Annotated in this window: 17 protein-coding genes; 7 read left to right on the top strand and 10 right to left on the bottom strand. The window is 39.5% G+C overall.

Going from position 1 to position 15,471, the window contains the following annotated elements; genetic code table 11:
- The first annotated feature begins 66 nt into the window (after window positions 1-66).
- The 7 genes from TEL01S_RS10375 to TEL01S_RS10930 all read left to right on the top strand — a co-directional run bounded on the left by TEL01S_RS10375 (window position 67) and on the right by TEL01S_RS10930 (window position 7,052).
- Window positions 67-1,899 (top strand): ABC transporter substrate-binding protein, encoded by a 1,833-nt coding sequence (locus tag TEL01S_RS10375; protein ID WP_041426512.1) that lies wholly within the window; start codon window positions 67-69, stop codon window positions 1,897-1,899.
- Window positions 1,900-1,980: 81 nt separating this feature from the next.
- Complete coding sequence (locus tag TEL01S_RS10370) at window positions 1,981-3,132, top strand: ABC transporter permease (RefSeq protein ID WP_028843613.1); 1,152 nt, start codon at window positions 1,981-1,983, stop codon at window positions 3,130-3,132.
- Window positions 3,133-3,140: 8 nt separating this feature from the next.
- Window positions 3,141-4,124, top strand: coding sequence for an ABC transporter permease (locus TEL01S_RS10365; protein WP_012004036.1), 984 nt, complete (start codon window positions 3,141-3,143; stop codon window positions 4,122-4,124).
- On the top strand, window positions 4,124-5,128 hold the full coding sequence (locus tag TEL01S_RS10360) for an ABC transporter ATP-binding protein (protein ID WP_038051452.1): 1,005 nt from the start codon (window positions 4,124-4,126) through the stop codon (window positions 5,126-5,128). Before TEL01S_RS10365 ends, TEL01S_RS10360 begins: the two co-directional genes overlap by 1 nt.
- On the top strand, window positions 5,118-6,287 hold the full coding sequence (locus TEL01S_RS10355; RefSeq protein ID WP_012004034.1) for an ABC transporter ATP-binding protein: 1,170 nt from the start codon (window positions 5,118-5,120) through the stop codon (window positions 6,285-6,287). The genes TEL01S_RS10360 and TEL01S_RS10355 overlap by 11 nt, the downstream gene beginning before the upstream one ends.
- A complete protein-coding gene (locus TEL01S_RS10350; RefSeq protein ID WP_012004033.1) occupies window positions 6,262-6,696 on the top strand; it encodes a hypothetical protein in 435 nt (144 codons plus the stop codon). Before TEL01S_RS10355 ends, TEL01S_RS10350 begins: the two co-directional genes overlap by 26 nt.
- A complete protein-coding gene (locus tag TEL01S_RS10930) occupies window positions 6,693-7,052 on the top strand; it encodes a hypothetical protein (protein WP_012004032.1) in 360 nt (119 codons plus the stop codon). Before TEL01S_RS10350 ends, TEL01S_RS10930 begins: the two co-directional genes overlap by 4 nt.
- On the opposite strand, the gene TEL01S_RS10790 is transcribed toward TEL01S_RS10930, so the two are convergent.
- The 10 genes from TEL01S_RS10790 to TEL01S_RS10300 are packed head-to-tail and all read right to left on the bottom strand — an operon-like array spanning window position 6,984 to window position 15,470.
- A complete protein-coding gene (locus TEL01S_RS10790) occupies window positions 6,984-7,598 on the bottom strand; it encodes a CPBP family intramembrane glutamic endopeptidase (RefSeq protein WP_012004031.1) in 615 nt (204 codons plus the stop codon). The genes TEL01S_RS10930 and TEL01S_RS10790 overlap by 69 nt on opposite strands.
- A gap of 2 nt (window positions 7,599-7,600) precedes the next feature.
- Complete coding sequence (locus TEL01S_RS10340) at window positions 7,601-9,400, bottom strand: TIGR03960 family B12-binding radical SAM protein (RefSeq protein WP_028843614.1); 1,800 nt, start codon at window positions 9,398-9,400, stop codon at window positions 7,601-7,603.
- Complete coding sequence (locus TEL01S_RS10335) at window positions 9,379-11,034, bottom strand: penicillin-binding transpeptidase domain-containing protein (RefSeq protein ID WP_012004029.1); 1,656 nt, start codon at window positions 11,032-11,034, stop codon at window positions 9,379-9,381. The genes TEL01S_RS10340 and TEL01S_RS10335 overlap by 22 nt, the downstream gene beginning before the upstream one ends.
- The gene (locus TEL01S_RS10330; RefSeq protein WP_012004028.1) at window positions 11,021-11,425 is read right to left on the bottom strand and encodes a hypothetical protein; all 405 of its coding nucleotides are present in this window, start codon (window positions 11,423-11,425) and stop codon (window positions 11,021-11,023) included. Before TEL01S_RS10330 ends, TEL01S_RS10335 begins: the two co-directional genes overlap by 14 nt.
- Window positions 11,406-12,104, bottom strand: a complete 699-nt coding sequence (locus tag TEL01S_RS10325; RefSeq protein WP_012004027.1) for a queuosine precursor transporter — start codon at window positions 12,102-12,104, stop codon at window positions 11,406-11,408. The genes TEL01S_RS10330 and TEL01S_RS10325 overlap by 20 nt, the downstream gene beginning before the upstream one ends.
- 3 nt (window positions 12,105-12,107) lie before the next feature.
- Window positions 12,108-13,082, bottom strand: coding sequence for a 2-hydroxyacid dehydrogenase (locus tag TEL01S_RS10320; protein WP_012004026.1), 975 nt, complete (start codon window positions 13,080-13,082; stop codon window positions 12,108-12,110).
- 12 nt (window positions 13,083-13,094) lie between these two features.
- Window positions 13,095-13,940, bottom strand: a complete 846-nt coding sequence (locus TEL01S_RS10315) for a GNAT family N-acetyltransferase (protein ID WP_012004025.1) — start codon at window positions 13,938-13,940, stop codon at window positions 13,095-13,097.
- A gap of 18 nt (window positions 13,941-13,958) precedes the next feature.
- Complete coding sequence (fliS, locus tag TEL01S_RS10310) at window positions 13,959-14,363, bottom strand: flagellar export chaperone FliS (RefSeq protein ID WP_012004024.1); 405 nt, start codon at window positions 14,361-14,363, stop codon at window positions 13,959-13,961.
- Window positions 14,360-14,938 (bottom strand): hypothetical protein, encoded by a 579-nt coding sequence (locus TEL01S_RS10305; protein ID WP_012004023.1) that lies wholly within the window; start codon window positions 14,936-14,938, stop codon window positions 14,360-14,362. The genes fliS and TEL01S_RS10305 overlap by 4 nt, the downstream gene beginning before the upstream one ends.
- A gap of 1 nt (window position 14,939) precedes the next feature.
- Window positions 14,940-15,470 carry an NUDIX hydrolase gene (locus TEL01S_RS10300; RefSeq protein ID WP_012004022.1) on the bottom strand — a complete coding sequence of 177 codons (531 nt, stop codon included), beginning with the start codon at window positions 15,468-15,470 and terminating at the stop codon, window positions 14,940-14,942.
- Between the last annotated feature and the right edge of the window lies 1 nt (window position 15,471).

Below are 15,471 nucleotides of genomic sequence, written 5' to 3'. Positions count from 1 at the left end.
ATTTGACTGATTATGTAACAGATTGTATAATCGGTTTAGACTATCCTATGAAGGGAGGTAGTGGGAATGAAGAAATTCCTTGCTTTGATGCTACTTGTTGTCGCGGCTTTCGCTTTCGCACAAACTGTTAACTGGGCGTTTTTGCAGGAGCCCATATCTTTGAACATATGGGATTATCTTGGACCGAACGCAACTGTCTGGACAGGGTATGTGCTGTCACCAAGATATCCTGGTCTTTACTCCTATTCTGATGTCAGATTTGACTGGGTACCGAGTCTCGCAGCAGACCTGCCAGAAATTGTCCAAGAGGGAGATTTGTGGGTTTATACTGTAAAACTTAGAACAGATGCTGTGTGGTCTGATGGAACTCAGTTTACCGCAGATGATGTGGTCTGGACTTTGAACACAGTGAGAAAGCTGATAACTGATTACGGTCTAGGTGGAAACTGGGCGAGTTATATTGACAAGGATTATTTCGTGAAGGCAGAAAAAGTTGATGATTTCACAGTTAAAGCTTATTTCACTCAGCCAAGCCTTGCAAAAGCAAACTTTGGTGCGCTGATGGTACCAATTCTGCAGAAAAAGTATTGGGAACCGAAGATCGAAGAGGCTTTCAAAACTGGAAATCCTCTTCAGACAATTTACAACTACGACACATCTGATGAGCCAATCCTTGGTGCATTTGCTTTCAAGAGATGGGAAAAAGGAGCATTTATAGAAATTGAGGCAAGAGATGACTACTATGATAAAGGAAGTGTTCTAACCCTCTACAAAAATGGAGCAGTGAAAATTGAGAATCCAAATACAGGTTTTGTATGGACGGGTTATGGAGAGGCTGCTGGCGAGAAAGAACTTGAGCTCGTGACTGGTCCATATGTTGAGAATATCGTTTACAGAATGTATCTAAACAGGTCGGCAGCTATTACGGCTTTAATAAACGGAGATGTAAGCTTCATATTCAATTCGCTCGGTTTGCAAAAAGGTGAAGAAGATCAGCTTGCAAAGATAGCAAATGTAAAGATCATAAAGAATAGTGTCAATGGATTCAGGTATATGTGCTTCAACATGAGAAGATTTCCAATGAACATAAAAGAATTCAGACAGGCAATAGCTGCTCTGGTAGATCGTGAATTCCTCACTTCGAGAGTTCTTGGTGGACAGGCATTTCCACAGTATGGCGTTGTTCCTTCTGGAAATACCTTCTGGTACAATCCGAATGTTGAAAAACTGTCTCCAGGATATGGTCTGAGCTCCGGCGATAGAAGGAAACTCGCGATTGATCTGTTGAAAAAAGCAGGTTTCAGATGGGTAGTTGAACCAAAGATAGAAGGTAACAATGTTGTCAGACAGGGTAGAGGCTTGATTGGACCAGACGGGCAGAGAATTGAGCAGATTGAACTTCTTGCCCCGGGTGCTGGTTATGATCCTATGAGAGCCACTATGGCACTTTACATTGAAAGATGGGCAAATGAGATTGGTATTCCAATTAAGGCTAATTTGGTTGATTTCAACCTGATTGTTCAGAGAGTTTTTGACGAACCATTTAATTTTGATATTTACATGCTTGGTTGGAGTCTTGGCTACTATCCAGATCATGTTGCAGATTTCTTCCACAGCAGACGCTCTGGTGTGGGAGATTTCAATGCTGCGGGTTACAACAATCCAGAATTTGACAAACTTGCTGATGAATTCCTTGCGGCTTCTGATATAAACAAGGCAAGAGAACTTTCCTTCAAACTTCAAGAAATCCTGGCAGAAGACCTTCCATATCTTGTTCTGTTTGATACGCCAGTAACAGAGGCTTACAGGTCAGATCAAGTTGTTTTCCCATATGAGAAGACACTTTCTGGTTTGCAGTATGTATACGGCACACCTACTTTGGTCAAAGCTGCTGAGTGATAGAAAACTTTGGCTTACCTTATTTACCAACCGCCCCCTGATGGGGCGGTTGGATTTTGACAGCTGAGGAGGAGGTAGAAAGTGGTCAGATTTCTTAGCGAGAGAATAGTGCAGATAGTTATACTCCTGTTTATTTATGTAACAATTGTTTTCTGGTTAATGGAGGCTCTACCTGGTAGTTTCCTCGATAAATATTTGATGAATCCGAAGATCACTCCTGAAATAAGAGAAAACCTCAAAAGACAGTTTGGTTTTGATAAGCCTGTTTTTACAAGATATCTGTATTACATGAAAAATTTCCTGGTACTGGATCTTGGAGTTTCTTTTTCCTACTTTCCCAGAAAAGTCACCACACTTATAATGGAAAGATTGCCAAGAACTGTTTTCCTTTTTGTGACAGCAACACTGGTCTCTTACGCACTTGGATATAATCTGGGAAAAAAGGCAGCGTGGAGCAGAGGCAAGATTGCTGACAAGGTAACGACCTTTACTGGAATTATCTTTTGGACAATATTTCTTCCCCTTCTGGCTATATTCAATATATGGCTCTTTGGGGTTATCCTGGGAATACTGCCTTTGAATCAGTTTATTGAACCGAATTTATGGAGAGATGTCCCGTTTTCAGCACAGGATGTTTTCTTAAAATTAATGTTGAATGCATTTATTTTCCTGGTTGTATTTTTAATTGCGGCGATAATTTCTCAAAGACTCAAGACGATACCCGCCAAGAAAACTTTACTCTATACATCCTTAGCAGGCGCTGTTCTGATTTCAATTTTGATATGGATTTCCTCAGGCAAGGGTACTTATGCCTGGGATATTATAAAGCATATGGTTTTGCCAGTTATTACTTTGACTCTTTACACATTTGCCGGTAGTATGCTTGTCATGCGTGATACCATGCTTGATGTTATAAGAGAGGACTATATAACTACAGCAAAAGCGAAGGGGCTGCCAGATAAGGTAGTGAGAGATAAACACGCAGCGAGGAACGCACTTTTGCCGCTTGTAACTAACTTTGTGATAAGTCTTGGGTTCACCATAGGCGGAGGAATAATCACAGAAACGATGTTCTCGTGGCCTGGATTAGGAAGGCTTTACCTTGAAGCACTTAACCAGCAGGACAGTCCACTGCTGATTGGTTGTCTTGTCTTTACGGGCGTTTTTGTTTTGGTTGCGCATCTTGTGGCCGACATATTGTATGCCTTCTTAGATCCGAGAATCAGGTACTGAGGAGTGATATGATGGTTGAAGCAGTGATAAAGGAACCATTGTGGAAGATACGTTTCAAGTTGTGGTTGAGATCGTTCAAAACCAACTGGGAACTGTTTAAAGAAAGGAAACTTGCAGTTTTTGGGCTTGGTGTGATAATCTTTTTTGCGATTTTTGGTTTGATCTATCCTCTTTATCCAGTTGTGATGAAAAATATTTTCTGGAAAGATGACCCATATGGTTATCAGACTTTCCTACCTTACGACCCGATTGTCGGGTTCGACCCAGAAGTAATCAGTCATCCGTCACCACCATCTTTAAGACACCCACTTGGTACGGATCCACTTGGTAGAGATATATTGTCGATGGTTATGTACAGTACCCCACGTGAGTTTGTTCTTGGTATAACAGCAGCACTGATAACGGTTGTTATAGGTACGATAATCGGAGCAAGTTCTGCTTATTATGGCGGGGTTATAGATACTTTCTTTATGAGGCTTGCTGACATTGTAATGCTTTTTCCAAGTTTGGCTTTATTGATGGTTTTGAGTGCCTTTATCGATTTAACACTTTTCAGACTGGCTGTTATTATAGGCCTGCTATCTGGATTTGGCTCGATAACACTGGTTCTCAAGGCTCAGGCACTTACGGTCAAAGTCAGACCGTTCATAGAGGCCGCGAAATCTGCCGGCGCAAGCGATGCTTATATAATTTTCAAGCACATTATCCCCAATATTCTTCCGCTGTCATTTCTGTATATGATGTTGAATGTCACGGGGGCCATTTTTACAGAAGCTACTCTGTCATTTTTAGGGCTTGCCAATATAAGAATGAGCTGGGGAGTAATAATTCAAATGGCTGAATCGTCAGGTTATCTGATGGGTGCAAGCATAGGAACTTTCTGGTGGCTATGGGTCCCGGCCGGCGCCTGTATAACTTTGCTTTGTTCAGCTTTTTATTTCCTTGGTAGAGGTTTGGAAGAAATAGTTAACCCAAGACTCAGAAAGAGGTGATGAAGTTGCTACTTTCTGTGAAAGACTTGAAGATGTATTACAAAACAAAAATGGGTTATGTGAAGGCTGTCGATGGTATAAACTTTGATCTTGACGCTGGAGAAAGTTTGGGAATAGTAGGTGAATCAGGTTGTGGAAAGACATCAATATCGATGACTGTGCTGAGGCTTCTTCCAGACAATGCCGAGTTTAAAGCTGGAAAGGTTCTTTTTGATATGGGTAATGGTCCAGTTGATCTGGTTTCACTTCCTGAGTCTGAAATGAGAAAATATAGATGGCGTGGTGTATCTATGATTTTTCAGGCGGCTATGAATTCTCTTAACCCAGTTTACAGAGTAGGAGATCAGATAGTTGAGGCAATACAGAACCATTATCCTGAAGTACCAGTGGATAAAGCAAGAGAAAAAGTTGCCCAGCTTTTCGAACTTGTGGGTTTAGATCCGTCAAGAATGGATCAGTACCCTCACCAATACAGTGGTGGTATGAAACAGCGTGCTGTAATTGCTATGGCACTTTCATGTGACCCAAGGGTGATCATTGCTGACGAACCTACCACTGCATTGGATGTGATTGTTCAGGATAGAATCTTGAAAGAAATACGTATTATTCAAAAGAAACTTAATATGGCAATGATTTACATTTCTCACGATATAGCTGTTATTGCAGAAGTTAGCGATAAAATAGCGGTTATGTACGCTGGAAAATTTGCAGAACTTGCCGATTCAGTTACGATATTCAAAAGGCCCATGCATCCATACACGTATGGTCTGATGCACGCGTTTCCAAGTACTGTCGGCGAAAAAACAGATCTTGTTACGATACCCGGAGAACCGCCAAATTTGCTCAACCCCCCCAAGGGGTGCAGGTTTGCTCCAAGATGCCCCAAAGCTGATAAGAAGTGCGAGAATGAAGAGCCGCTATATGTTGAAATTGAGAAAGGGCATTTTGTGGCATGCCATCACCCTGTTCAGCCTGGAGAGGTGGTGCAATTCTATGCAGAATGAAACTGTTTTGAAAATAGAAAGCCTGAGAAAATACTTTCCTGCTGAAAGAAGAATTTTCGGTAAGGTTAGATATTTTGTTCATGCTGTTGATGATATTTCCATAGAGATTAAGAAAGGTGAATCGCTCGCGCTGGTGGGAGAAAGTGGGTGTGGAAAGACAACAACCGGGAAAGTGCTTGTTGGTCTGGAAGAACCGACAGATGGAAGAGTTGTTGTGGAACAGGAAGATGTAACTCCGCTGCTTTTTGAAAATGAAAATAAAGCGAAGCATTATATTGAGAAAACATATGTAAACAGATTCTCGCAGATGAATGACGATGAACTTAGAAAGATAAACGGACTTGACAAGATCTACGCTGACAGATTTCTTTCACTTGGCAAAAACGGAGCAAAGTTTGTTTCAGAGTTTGTTGAAAATCGTCGGGAGAGAATCTGGCAGTTGCGTAAAAGAGTTCAGATGATCTTTCAGGACCCATATGAGTCTTTGAATCCAAGGTTGACTATTTTTGATATAGTATCAGAGCCGTTGAATATTCACGAAATAGGCAATCTAAAAGAACGGGAAGACAGAGTAGCTGCTATGCTTGCTGATGTTGGATTGACTCCTCCGGAAACTTTTATGTTTAGATTTCCACACGAACTTTCGGGCGGTCAGAGGCAAAGGGTTGCAATTGCAAGGGCACTAATACTTAATCCAACTTTTGTTGTGGCCGACGAACCGACTTCAATGCTTGATGTTTCTATTCGAACAGGTGTTATGAAATTAATGATGAAACTTGCCGAAGAGCACAACATGAGTTATCTCTACATAACACATGATCTTGCAGTGGCAAGATATATGAGTAACGATATAGCAGTTATGTATCTTGGAAAAATAGTTGAGACTGGCCCAACGGAAGAAGTACTGCAAAACCCTCTTCATCCGTATACGAAAGCACTGCTAACCGCGGTTCCTATACCAGATCCAGAACAGAAAAGAGGAGAGCCAAACATAAAAGGAAGTGTGCCAAAACCAATAAACCCGCCGAAACGCTGCAGGTTTTTCGACAGATGTCCTTACGCTGTTGAATATTGTGAGAAAAATAATCATCCTCCTTTAACAGAAGTTGCGCCAAAACATAAGGTGGCTTGTTATGTCGTCAGTGGGGAGGCAAGGTAGTATAAGAAAAAAGTTATTTCTGTGGATATCTCTAATCCTGGTAGCGTTTAATTACGCTGCCGGGGTTTTTGTATACAGAGGTTATGTCAAAAAACTTTCAGAGACAACTGTTAACTGCAACATTGTCTTTTCTCAAAATCTTATTCGCGGAGAGGTGAATATAATACCTCCAGATCGCTTTAAGGTCATGCCTCTTGATTATCAAATATATTTTTATGATAAGAGAGGTAATACACTTCAACTTATAGCAAATTCTTTGAATGGAAAAATGCAAGCTTCATTTGAAACACAGTCAAAAGACGTATTGATTTCGTCAGAATGGAATGTTGTTGGATATTCCAATGTTAAGATCAGGTGGTTGTGGCTGTCGATGAGCCTGGCTATTCCCATAGAGGTGAACATAAAATGAAGAAAGTCTTGTTTTTCATAATTGTTATGACTTTCCTATATCATGCCGTGATATTTGAACTTGTACTTGGAAAGTTTTCTCCTTTTCCATCTGCGCTGATGTGGGTTTTCGTAGCCATTATTTCTTGGTTTGTTGGAAATTCAATCGAGTCTTTCTCCAGGACGCTTTTTGTTGTTGTTACTTCTTTTATTGTATCAGGTATCATCAGTTATTTCTTAATGAGTTATTACATTAGAGAATCTGTAGAAGGATTGGTTCAGATAATCACACTGCGGATGATATCAATATCACTTCTCACTGTTTTTACGCTCAGCAGTATCTGTGCTTTTTTTGGGTATATGTTCAGATCTCGATAAAATCAGCAAGCCAACAAGGTTGTTGATTATATGACATACAACCGCAGAAAATAAGCTTTGGGTTTTGAGAACGGAATTTGCAAAGATGTATCCCACGATAAATCTGTAGACAAAGTTGAATATAGAAAATGATTCGATTTTCGAAAATATGTTTACACCATGAACAAGAGAAAAAATAGTTGCGTTGACCAAGCTATTGGGCACAAGAAATAGGATCACGCCTCTGAATATTAATTCTTCCGAGAACGGAAGAACGATGCCCAGTGTTAAAAATTCCTGAAGTGATATCTTTTTGTAAATTCTCATCTGACTTGCTTTTAGAAGATTACCGAGCAGGATCATTATTGTAAAAATAATGAAAAAACTCAGAAAACCCTTCAAGTTGATCTGAAAGGTGTAGGAAACTCTCAAAATAGCAAAAACAACGAGTGAATATGAAATCTGAAAAAACGACATCACTACTATTCTGTTCAGAGGAAACAATCCTGACAGTTTTTGAATTAATATAATGCCTGCCAGAACAAGCAAAATATGGAAAAAATTCAAGTTTATCTATCCTCCAGCAGATTTTTCAAATATTTGTTGCACACACCGCAATTCGAACAACTGCTCCATCTGCAATCTTGTGTTGGTAAGCCGCTGAGAGCTTTCTGATATTCTTCAATTAAAAACTGTTTTCTGATACCTGTATCGATGTGATCCCATGGAAGGCTCTCGTCGAATCTTCTTGGCCTGAGATATTCATTTGGATCAATTTTTGAGCTTTCAATTGCTTTTTGCCAGTGGTCGAGGTTAAACATGTTGTCCCAGTCGTCAAAAATTGCGCCATTTTTGAAAGCATTTATTAGTGTTTTAAAAACACTCCTATCTCCTCTGGAAATCAAACCTTCGATTAAACTCATTTCTGGATCGTGAAAGCTAATGTTTGCAAATTTTCTTGCCTGTGTTAATATTCTTTGGGCGTGTTTTATATAAGAAACGGGTTTTTGCTCGGAAAATTGGAATGGGGTATGTGGTTTTGGTATGAAATTCGAGATTGAGATATTTATTTTTTTAAATCCGATTTTTCGGGCTATGTTTGCCATCTCAATTATTCCTGATAAATCTTTATCTGTTTCTGTTGGGAGACCTATCATGAAATATAGTTTTATTCTGTTCCAGCCGGATTTTCTGGCTGTTTCGAGAGTTTTCACGTAATCTTCTTCGGATATATTTTTGTTTATCACATTTCTCAACCTTTGCGTCCCGGCTTCAGGAGCAAATGTCAGGCCAGCTCGCCTGACATTGCTCATAACGTTAGCCATTGCAAGCGCGAAAGCGTCAAGCCTGGTTGAAGGCATTGAAATTGAGGTGCAGGAATCTTTGAGGAGTTCTTTTAATTTACTGAGTATTGCTTCGATATTGCTGTGATCAGCTGTTGAGAGTGATAATAGAGCAAGTTCTTCGTATCCTGTGCATAACAGAGCAGAGAAAGATTCTTTCAACATCGTTTCGGAAAATTTTTCTCTGACTGGTCTATATATCATTCCGGCCTGACAAAATCTACATCCTCTCGTACAGCCTCTCATTGCTTCTACAACGATTCTGTCGTGGACGATCTGGGCATGTGGAATAATTCTGTTTGGTGGAAGAACAGATTTGTTCAGATCAGGAATCGTTCTTCGAGATATTTTTTCTGGAATATCTTTATCTGAAGGAAAAGGTGGTGTGGAATCTACATAGAATATTGGCACGTAAACGCCTTTAATCTTTGAGAGTGATCTGAGTTTTTCTTGCCTGGGGAGATTTTTTGTTTCTATTAGTCTATATGCAATCTCGACTGCTACTTCTTCGCCGTCACCTATCACTATTGCGTCAAAGACAGGCGCGATAACCTCAGGGTTTACTGTACAAGGCCCGCCAGCTACGATGATCGGGTCATTTTCTCTGCGTTCTTCAGCAATAATCGGTATCTTTGACAGATTAAGTGCCCACAACACATTTGTATATGACAGCTCATATTGAAGCGAGATACCTATCATATCAAGATTTCGCAATGGCGTCTTTGATTCATGTGTGAACAGTTCTATATTTTTTGTGCGCATCAAGTTTATCATGTCAATCCAGGGAAGAAAAGCCCTCTCTGCCCAGACATCGTGAATGCTGTTCAGAACGTAATATATTATGAGTAAACCAAGGTTTGACATTCCGATTTCGTAAACGTCTGGAAAAAGCAAACCAATTCTTAACTTAACATCTTCTGGGTTTTTTAATATCTGATTTAGCTCACCACCTATGTACCTGGATGGTTTCTCAACTTCATTTAGAAAATCATTCAAAAATCTCATTATTTTCGATTGTTCATCCAAAACTCGAACACCTTCCTTGCCAGTGGGGCTGCTGCTTCTCCTCCGCCGCCAGCTTTTTCAAGCATAACGAGTACTATTATCTCGGGATTTTTCACTGGTGAGAACCCTACAAACCATGAATGGGATTTTTCTCCCTGCTTACCGGTTTCTGCTGTGCCTGTTTTGCCTGCCACGTCAATATTTAGCCCTTTAAAGGCTTGGTAAGCTGTTCCTTCTTCGGAATGATTGCCATTTGATTCAACTACTTCTTTTAAAGAATCTTTTAAGAAGTCTATCGTTGTGTCTTTTAGAGGAACTTTATATGAGGCGTTTTTTTCATATCTGACAATCTTTTCTCCCTGTTGATTGGAAATGAGTTGAAGTACATGAGGCTGGTAACATGTACCATCATTCGCTATTGCGTTGAAAAAATTCAGCACTTCAATTGGAGTAAGATTTATAAAACTCTGCCCTATTCCGCACAGAATTGTATCTCCGGGATACCAGGGTTGATTATACACTCTGGATTTCCAGGATGGATCTGGAAACAAACCGGTGCGCTCTCCAGGTAGATCCACCCCGGTTAACTGGTCCAGCATGAACAAATTTGCAAATTGCTTCATTTTCTCTATACCGAGTTCCAGAGCCAGATTGTAAAAGAAAACATTGCATGAGACCCTCAAAGCTTTTTTTAAATCAGTTTCGCCATGGCCAGATACATACCAATCTCTGTAAGTTCCCAGAACATTTCCAGAATTTCCAACAAACTCAAAGTATCCCTTGCAATTTACAGTTTTAGTTAAATCAAGACCCTCTTCAAGGTAGGCGATGGCATACAGTGGTTTTATAACAGACCCGGGTGGATATGTTGCAGATATCGCTCTGTTTAAAAGTGGGCTTTGTGGATTGTTTGAAATTTCATTCCATTGTCTTCGATCCATAGAGTTTACAAACAAATTTGGGTCAAAGTCCGGATTTGAAGCCATAGCAAGTATTGAACCATCAGAAGCCTGGACAATTATGGTACCGGTGTAATTTGATTCTTTTAAAAGTTTTTGAACGTAATCTTGTATTTTTGAATCTATTGTCAGTATCAAATTGTTACCGGCTATAGGAGCTGCCTGTAAAAATCTCCCAAATGTTTTACCAGAAGGCGAGATACTTATCAGTTCGTAACCGTTTGTTCCTCTGAGGTAGGAGTCATATTCTTTTTCTACACCGGACATTCCTTTTCTGTCTATGTCTATATATCCGACAACGTGAGGTGCAAGGTTGCTGTATTTTCTGATATATTTTCTGGATATAAGAACACCTGTTTTTTGAAGTTTTATTGCTTCAGCTTCTGTTACGATGATTTCTTCACCAAGCAGGAGTTTTAATTTTCTTTCTGGGCCAACGACTTCTTCCACTGAGCTGGGGTCCATTAGTCCAGTTGAACGTGCCACCAGTACTTCTTCATCCCATGCAATTGGTGATCCATCATTGGTTAGAATTTTACCGCGCGGTGCTTCTATTTGTCGTACATATACCTTCAAAGAATCTACATATTCGCGATGTGACTCGCGTTGCAAAATTTGCAACACAAATGCCCTTGCCAGCAATATCAAAAACGGAATGGTCGCCATTAGATAAACAATCACTTTAAGCCTTTTCAAGTTTGTTCCTCCATAAGAACAGTGACGAAGTTGTTAAAATCAGGCTCGTTATCCAGCAGGAATCAGCTACTATTGTTAGCAAACCAATAGAAAAGATGTATATGAGAAATGGTAGAAACGGCTTGAGAAAATATTCTCTTATAATTATAAAAGATATGTAAGTTGCGAAAATTAATACATAGATGAAATTTATTCTCTGAAAGCACAAAGAAGAGTGAATTGTTAAAATCACCAGGACTCTTAAAGAATCAGCAATTTTGCTAAATTTGAGATATTCCAAAGCCATGTAAGGGATTATCAGAGGAAATACGTCAAAATATGCACCATCGAAGGCCAAAACAAGGATTGAGACAATATAGATCAGGTATTTTTCAGCAAAGTTCTTGCTCACTGCTTTTCACCTTGCTTATTCTCACAGCCAAATAAATAAATGGAGTGTCACAAACAGCCACAAGCCATTTCAGTACATATGTTGTAAAAACAATGCTTGTGAAAGTTTTTGCGTTATATATGCCAAGAAATGCTATGATGCAAAAAACTAGTGTATCGATAGCCTGGGACACCATAGTTGAGAGGTTGTTTCTGAGCCAGAGATGCCTGTTTTTTGTCAATTTTTTCCACATGTGGTAAGCCCACACATCGTGATGCTGGGAGACAAGATATGCAGATAAGCTCCCAATAGCTATTCTCGGCATTAGAGTGAATATTGATTTGAGATGTGGATCTGCTAAATCAGCTGCAGATGCTCTGTACCAAAGGCTAATCTGCATCCAGATGGTGGTCAAGAGAAGAGAGGTAAACCCAAGCCAAACAGCCTTCTGCGCTTCCTTTTTTCCATATAATTCGCTTAAAAGATCTGTTGCAAAAAAGCTTGCACCGTACACAACGTTACCAAGTGTGGCGGTTAAGCCGAAAAGTTCGACAAGTTTCACTACCTGGAGATTGCATACAATAGTTGTTGTGACCACAACTGTGTACAATCCATATTTACCGAATATCCTGAAAGCTAATATTGAGCTTCCAAGGACGATTGCTATTTCTGCAAACCATATTATTTCATTGCTGAGCATTTTTCAATACTCCTTTCCTGGATCAACCTGATTTATTAGTTTTCCTCTTTTCAGATATTCCTCCAGTATGAAAAGTGTTTCATTCATCAAGCCAGTTACTCCGTCGATAGTATATCCACCGACGTGCGGTGAAAATATGACATTTTTAAGTGTATTCAGTGGATATCTGCTTGGCAGCACAATTTCGTCTGGTGATTTTGGATATTGATACCATGTATCAATAGCTGCGCCGGCAAGAATATTTTCTTTGAGAACTTCAAAAAGTGCTTTTTCGTCAATCACTTCGCCTCTTGATATATTTACAAGGTATTTTCCCTTCATTTTGTACAGCCTTTCGCGATTGAGAAGATTTCTGGTTTCCCTGGTCAACGGAACTGTTATAAAAATCAAATCGCTCTGTTCAATAGCCCAATCAATATTGGATGTCACGCAGGAATGCTCAAAAGGTGCGGATTTTCTAACCGATATTATTTTGCAATTAAAAGGATGCAGGAGCTTTGAAATTTCTTTTCCGATATGTCCCATACCAACTATGCATACAGTTTTGTTTCTAAGAGAAGTCCAGTAATCCTGCTCCGGTGAACCGACGGAATAGCCATGCCACACGCCATATCTTAAATCCTGGTCGAATTCAACTATCCTTCCAAGCAGTGAAAGAGCCAGAGCCATGGCTCTTTCTGCAACTGCAGGTGCATTTTCATGACAGTTGCTTACCATTATTCCCCTTTTATTTATTGCCTCCCAATTGAGTGCATTGACACCTGCCATGGGTACAATTATCACCTGCAAGTTTTTTGCTGAAAGGATTTCTTCTTCAGTTAGCCTTGCTGCAATCACTATATTTGCTTCTTTTATCAAAGAGCGTGCGTCAGGTGAAGAAAAATAGCCTTCGAAAGCAATTTCTGGAAATTTAAGTCTAAATTCTTCTATTCTCTCTACCCAGTGTTTGTTTGTTTTGTTTAAAAACAACACTAACACTTAGTTCACCTCTCAATAGAGATGTAATGTCATCTCAAGTTGAGTTAAAACTTTTTTGAATTCGTTGTTTGTTGCTGCTGAAAACATCGGGTCGTTTTCTGGTACATTTGCAATTGTGCATATGTTTTTCCCTTCAGTTGCACAGACGAAATTGACTGCTTCATTGAGCAGACGATCATAAATCTCTGGTTGCTTCAATGGGGCACAATCCACTATAAATACGCTTTTTTCTGTTGAACCCCATACTACATAACCAACGGTTCTCATTAATGTCGTTCTTGCTGTTTTGTACCTGTTGCCAGCAAGCAGAAGTGTTGCAGGTTCACGTTGCCAGTTTGGATTGCGTTGAAGAGATATCATGGCTTCTACAGAAGCTTGATGGATCCATCTTGGATCTACTTTTAGAAAGTTTACATTTGTCGTGGGGTGCTGAATTTCTTTTATCATTGTGAAGAGTTTTCGCGAAATTCTGAATCCGTTTTTCTCATAAAATCTGACAGCTCTCAGCTCACTTTCAAGTACTTCGAGCGTTACGGTTCTGACTTTTTTCCAGCGCAAAGCTTCGAGTGCATGTTCAAGCATTCTGTAAGCGAGTCCGCTTCCTCTTTCGCTTTTTATCACACCCATGGAATCTATTCTTCCCTTATCCTTTCTGACACAACATACTATAAAGCCAGCTGGTTCGTCATCTTTTAAAAATATAAATGAATTCTCCATGGAGATAGAATTTTCACGTGCATCGAGGTTAAAACTGAATGTATCCCAGTTAACCGGCACAGGGTAATCGCTAAAAACCTCGTTAACGAGGCTGAGAAATTTGACAATCGAAAACTCTGTCAACAACTTGACAGATTCCATTATTCCACCACCTCTAACCTATATGGAGATATTCAGGTGATGATCGTTTTCATTTGGTTTGACTGTTGTAGATTTCATCGCAGTCTTCCATACGTCCAGAAGCTGCTCAAAATAGTAAATCACTTCGTCGAGTTTCTGAATATCTTTTTTTAAATTTGATTCTATCAATGTTCTATACATATAATTGTACAGGGATCTGAGCGATTTTGCGATCTCGCCACCTTTTTCCATATCCAGAGATATGTTCAGTTCAGTTATTATATCTTGAGCTCTCTTAATTTTTTCATTTGCTGCGATAAAATTATTTTCTTTGAAAAATCCCTTTGCATCTTTGAGAACCTCTATTCCTTTTTCGTAAAGCATTTCAACGAGCTTTGCCGGGCTGGCTGTTTTTACAGAATTTTCTATATAAGAATCTTTCATGTTCCTTCCTCCCGAAGTTTCTCAAGGGTTTTTTGAAAAAATTCTTGGTAAAACTTTAACACGATTGGCAAATCATTTTCAACAGCGTTGGCAATATCTTCTTTGTCTTGCTTTTCAAGACATTTCAAAAAATTTCTTAATCTTGATAACACATCTGTTGTGTCTGGCTCTGGTACTACAGTTATTTTGCGAATACTCTGTCTGAGGCTGTCAAGGGCAGATATGCTATCTGAAAGACTTTCTATGTCTTTAAAAGATTTCGTTTGACCATATCTTAAAGATTCGGCGACGTTCGGTAAGAGTTTTACAGCTGTTTTCACATAGTCTATGACTCCAGGAAGAATTTCCACAAGGTATTCTGAGGGAGTAACAAATTCCATAATTATATTTGTATCTTCTTCTAAAGTTGAATTTCTCAATTCTGAGACTTTCTGAGCAGGAATCTCAACATTGTTGATAATCAGATGTTTGAGAACCTTGCCCTTCGGTGATAATTCATCGTAAAGTTTTCCAAAATTTTCAAAATCTGAAACATTGAAAACAGACTCTTTTCCGTCCACGGTGACTTTTACCATATTAAATCACTCCTTTTTTGTGCGCTAACATAATGAGGGCGATTGTTTTTGCGTCAACGATTTCGCCGTTAAAGCACATCGAGATAGCTTTTTCTTGATGAACCACAGAAATGTATAGCAACTCGTCTTCATCCGGATTTTGATGTCCTTTTGTCAAATTTGTTGCAACATACAGATGTATTTGCTCGTTCGAAAATCCCGGGGTTGTATATATGCTTCCGAAATACTCAAGCGATTCAGATTTATAACCAGTTTCTTCTTCTAATTCTCGTTTAGCACAGCTTAATGGGTCTTCGTTACGATCCAGTTTTCCAGCAGGAACTTCTAAGAGTTCTCTACCTATAGGGTATCTGAACTGTTTGACGAGAATTATGCATCCATCATTCAAAATTGGTAATATTGCAACAGCACCAGGGTGATAAACCACTTCTCGCACTGATTTTTTATTGTTTTCCAGCAGAACTTCATCAACACAAAGAGTGAGTATCTTCCCTCTAAAAATTTCCTGTCTGCTCAACAACTTTTCCGACAAC

Source organism: Pseudothermotoga elfii DSM 9442 = NBRC 107921 (assembly GCF_000504085.1).
Classification (GTDB): domain Bacteria; phylum Thermotogota; class Thermotogae; order Thermotogales; family DSM-5069; genus Pseudothermotoga_B; species Pseudothermotoga_B elfii.
The sequence above is the reverse complement of the archived record's forward strand: the minus strand, read 5'-3'. Positions and strand labels throughout refer to the sequence as shown.

Coding starts and splice junctions, on each gene's coding strand:
- TEL01S_RS10930 (WP_012004032.1), top strand. CDS start 6,693: ATGAAGAAAGTCTTGTTTTTCATAATTGTTATGACTTTCCTATATCAT.
- TEL01S_RS10315 (WP_012004025.1), bottom strand. CDS start 13,940: ATGGAATCTGTCAAGTTGTTGACAGAGTTTTCGATTGTCAAATTTCTC.
- TEL01S_RS10360 (WP_038051452.1), top strand. CDS start 4,124: ATGAAGTTGCTACTTTCTGTGAAAGACTTGAAGATGTATTACAAAACA.
- TEL01S_RS10350 (WP_012004033.1), top strand. CDS start 6,262: ATGTCGTCAGTGGGGAGGCAAGGTAGTATAAGAAAAAAGTTATTTCTG.
- TEL01S_RS10325 (WP_012004027.1), bottom strand. CDS start 12,104: ATGCTCAGCAATGAAATAATATGGTTTGCAGAAATAGCAATCGTCCTT.
- TEL01S_RS10305 (WP_012004023.1), bottom strand. CDS start 14,938: ATGGTAAAAGTCACCGTGGACGGAAAAGAGTCTGTTTTCAATGTTTCA.
- TEL01S_RS10375 (WP_041426512.1), top strand. CDS start 67: ATGAAGAAATTCCTTGCTTTGATGCTACTTGTTGTCGCGGCTTTCGCT.
- TEL01S_RS10365 (WP_012004036.1), top strand. CDS start 3,141: ATGATGGTTGAAGCAGTGATAAAGGAACCATTGTGGAAGATACGTTTC.
- TEL01S_RS10355 (WP_012004034.1), top strand. CDS start 5,118: ATGCAGAATGAAACTGTTTTGAAAATAGAAAGCCTGAGAAAATACTTT.
- fliS (WP_012004024.1), bottom strand. CDS start 14,363: ATGAAAGATTCTTATATAGAAAATTCTGTAAAAACAGCCAGCCCGGCA.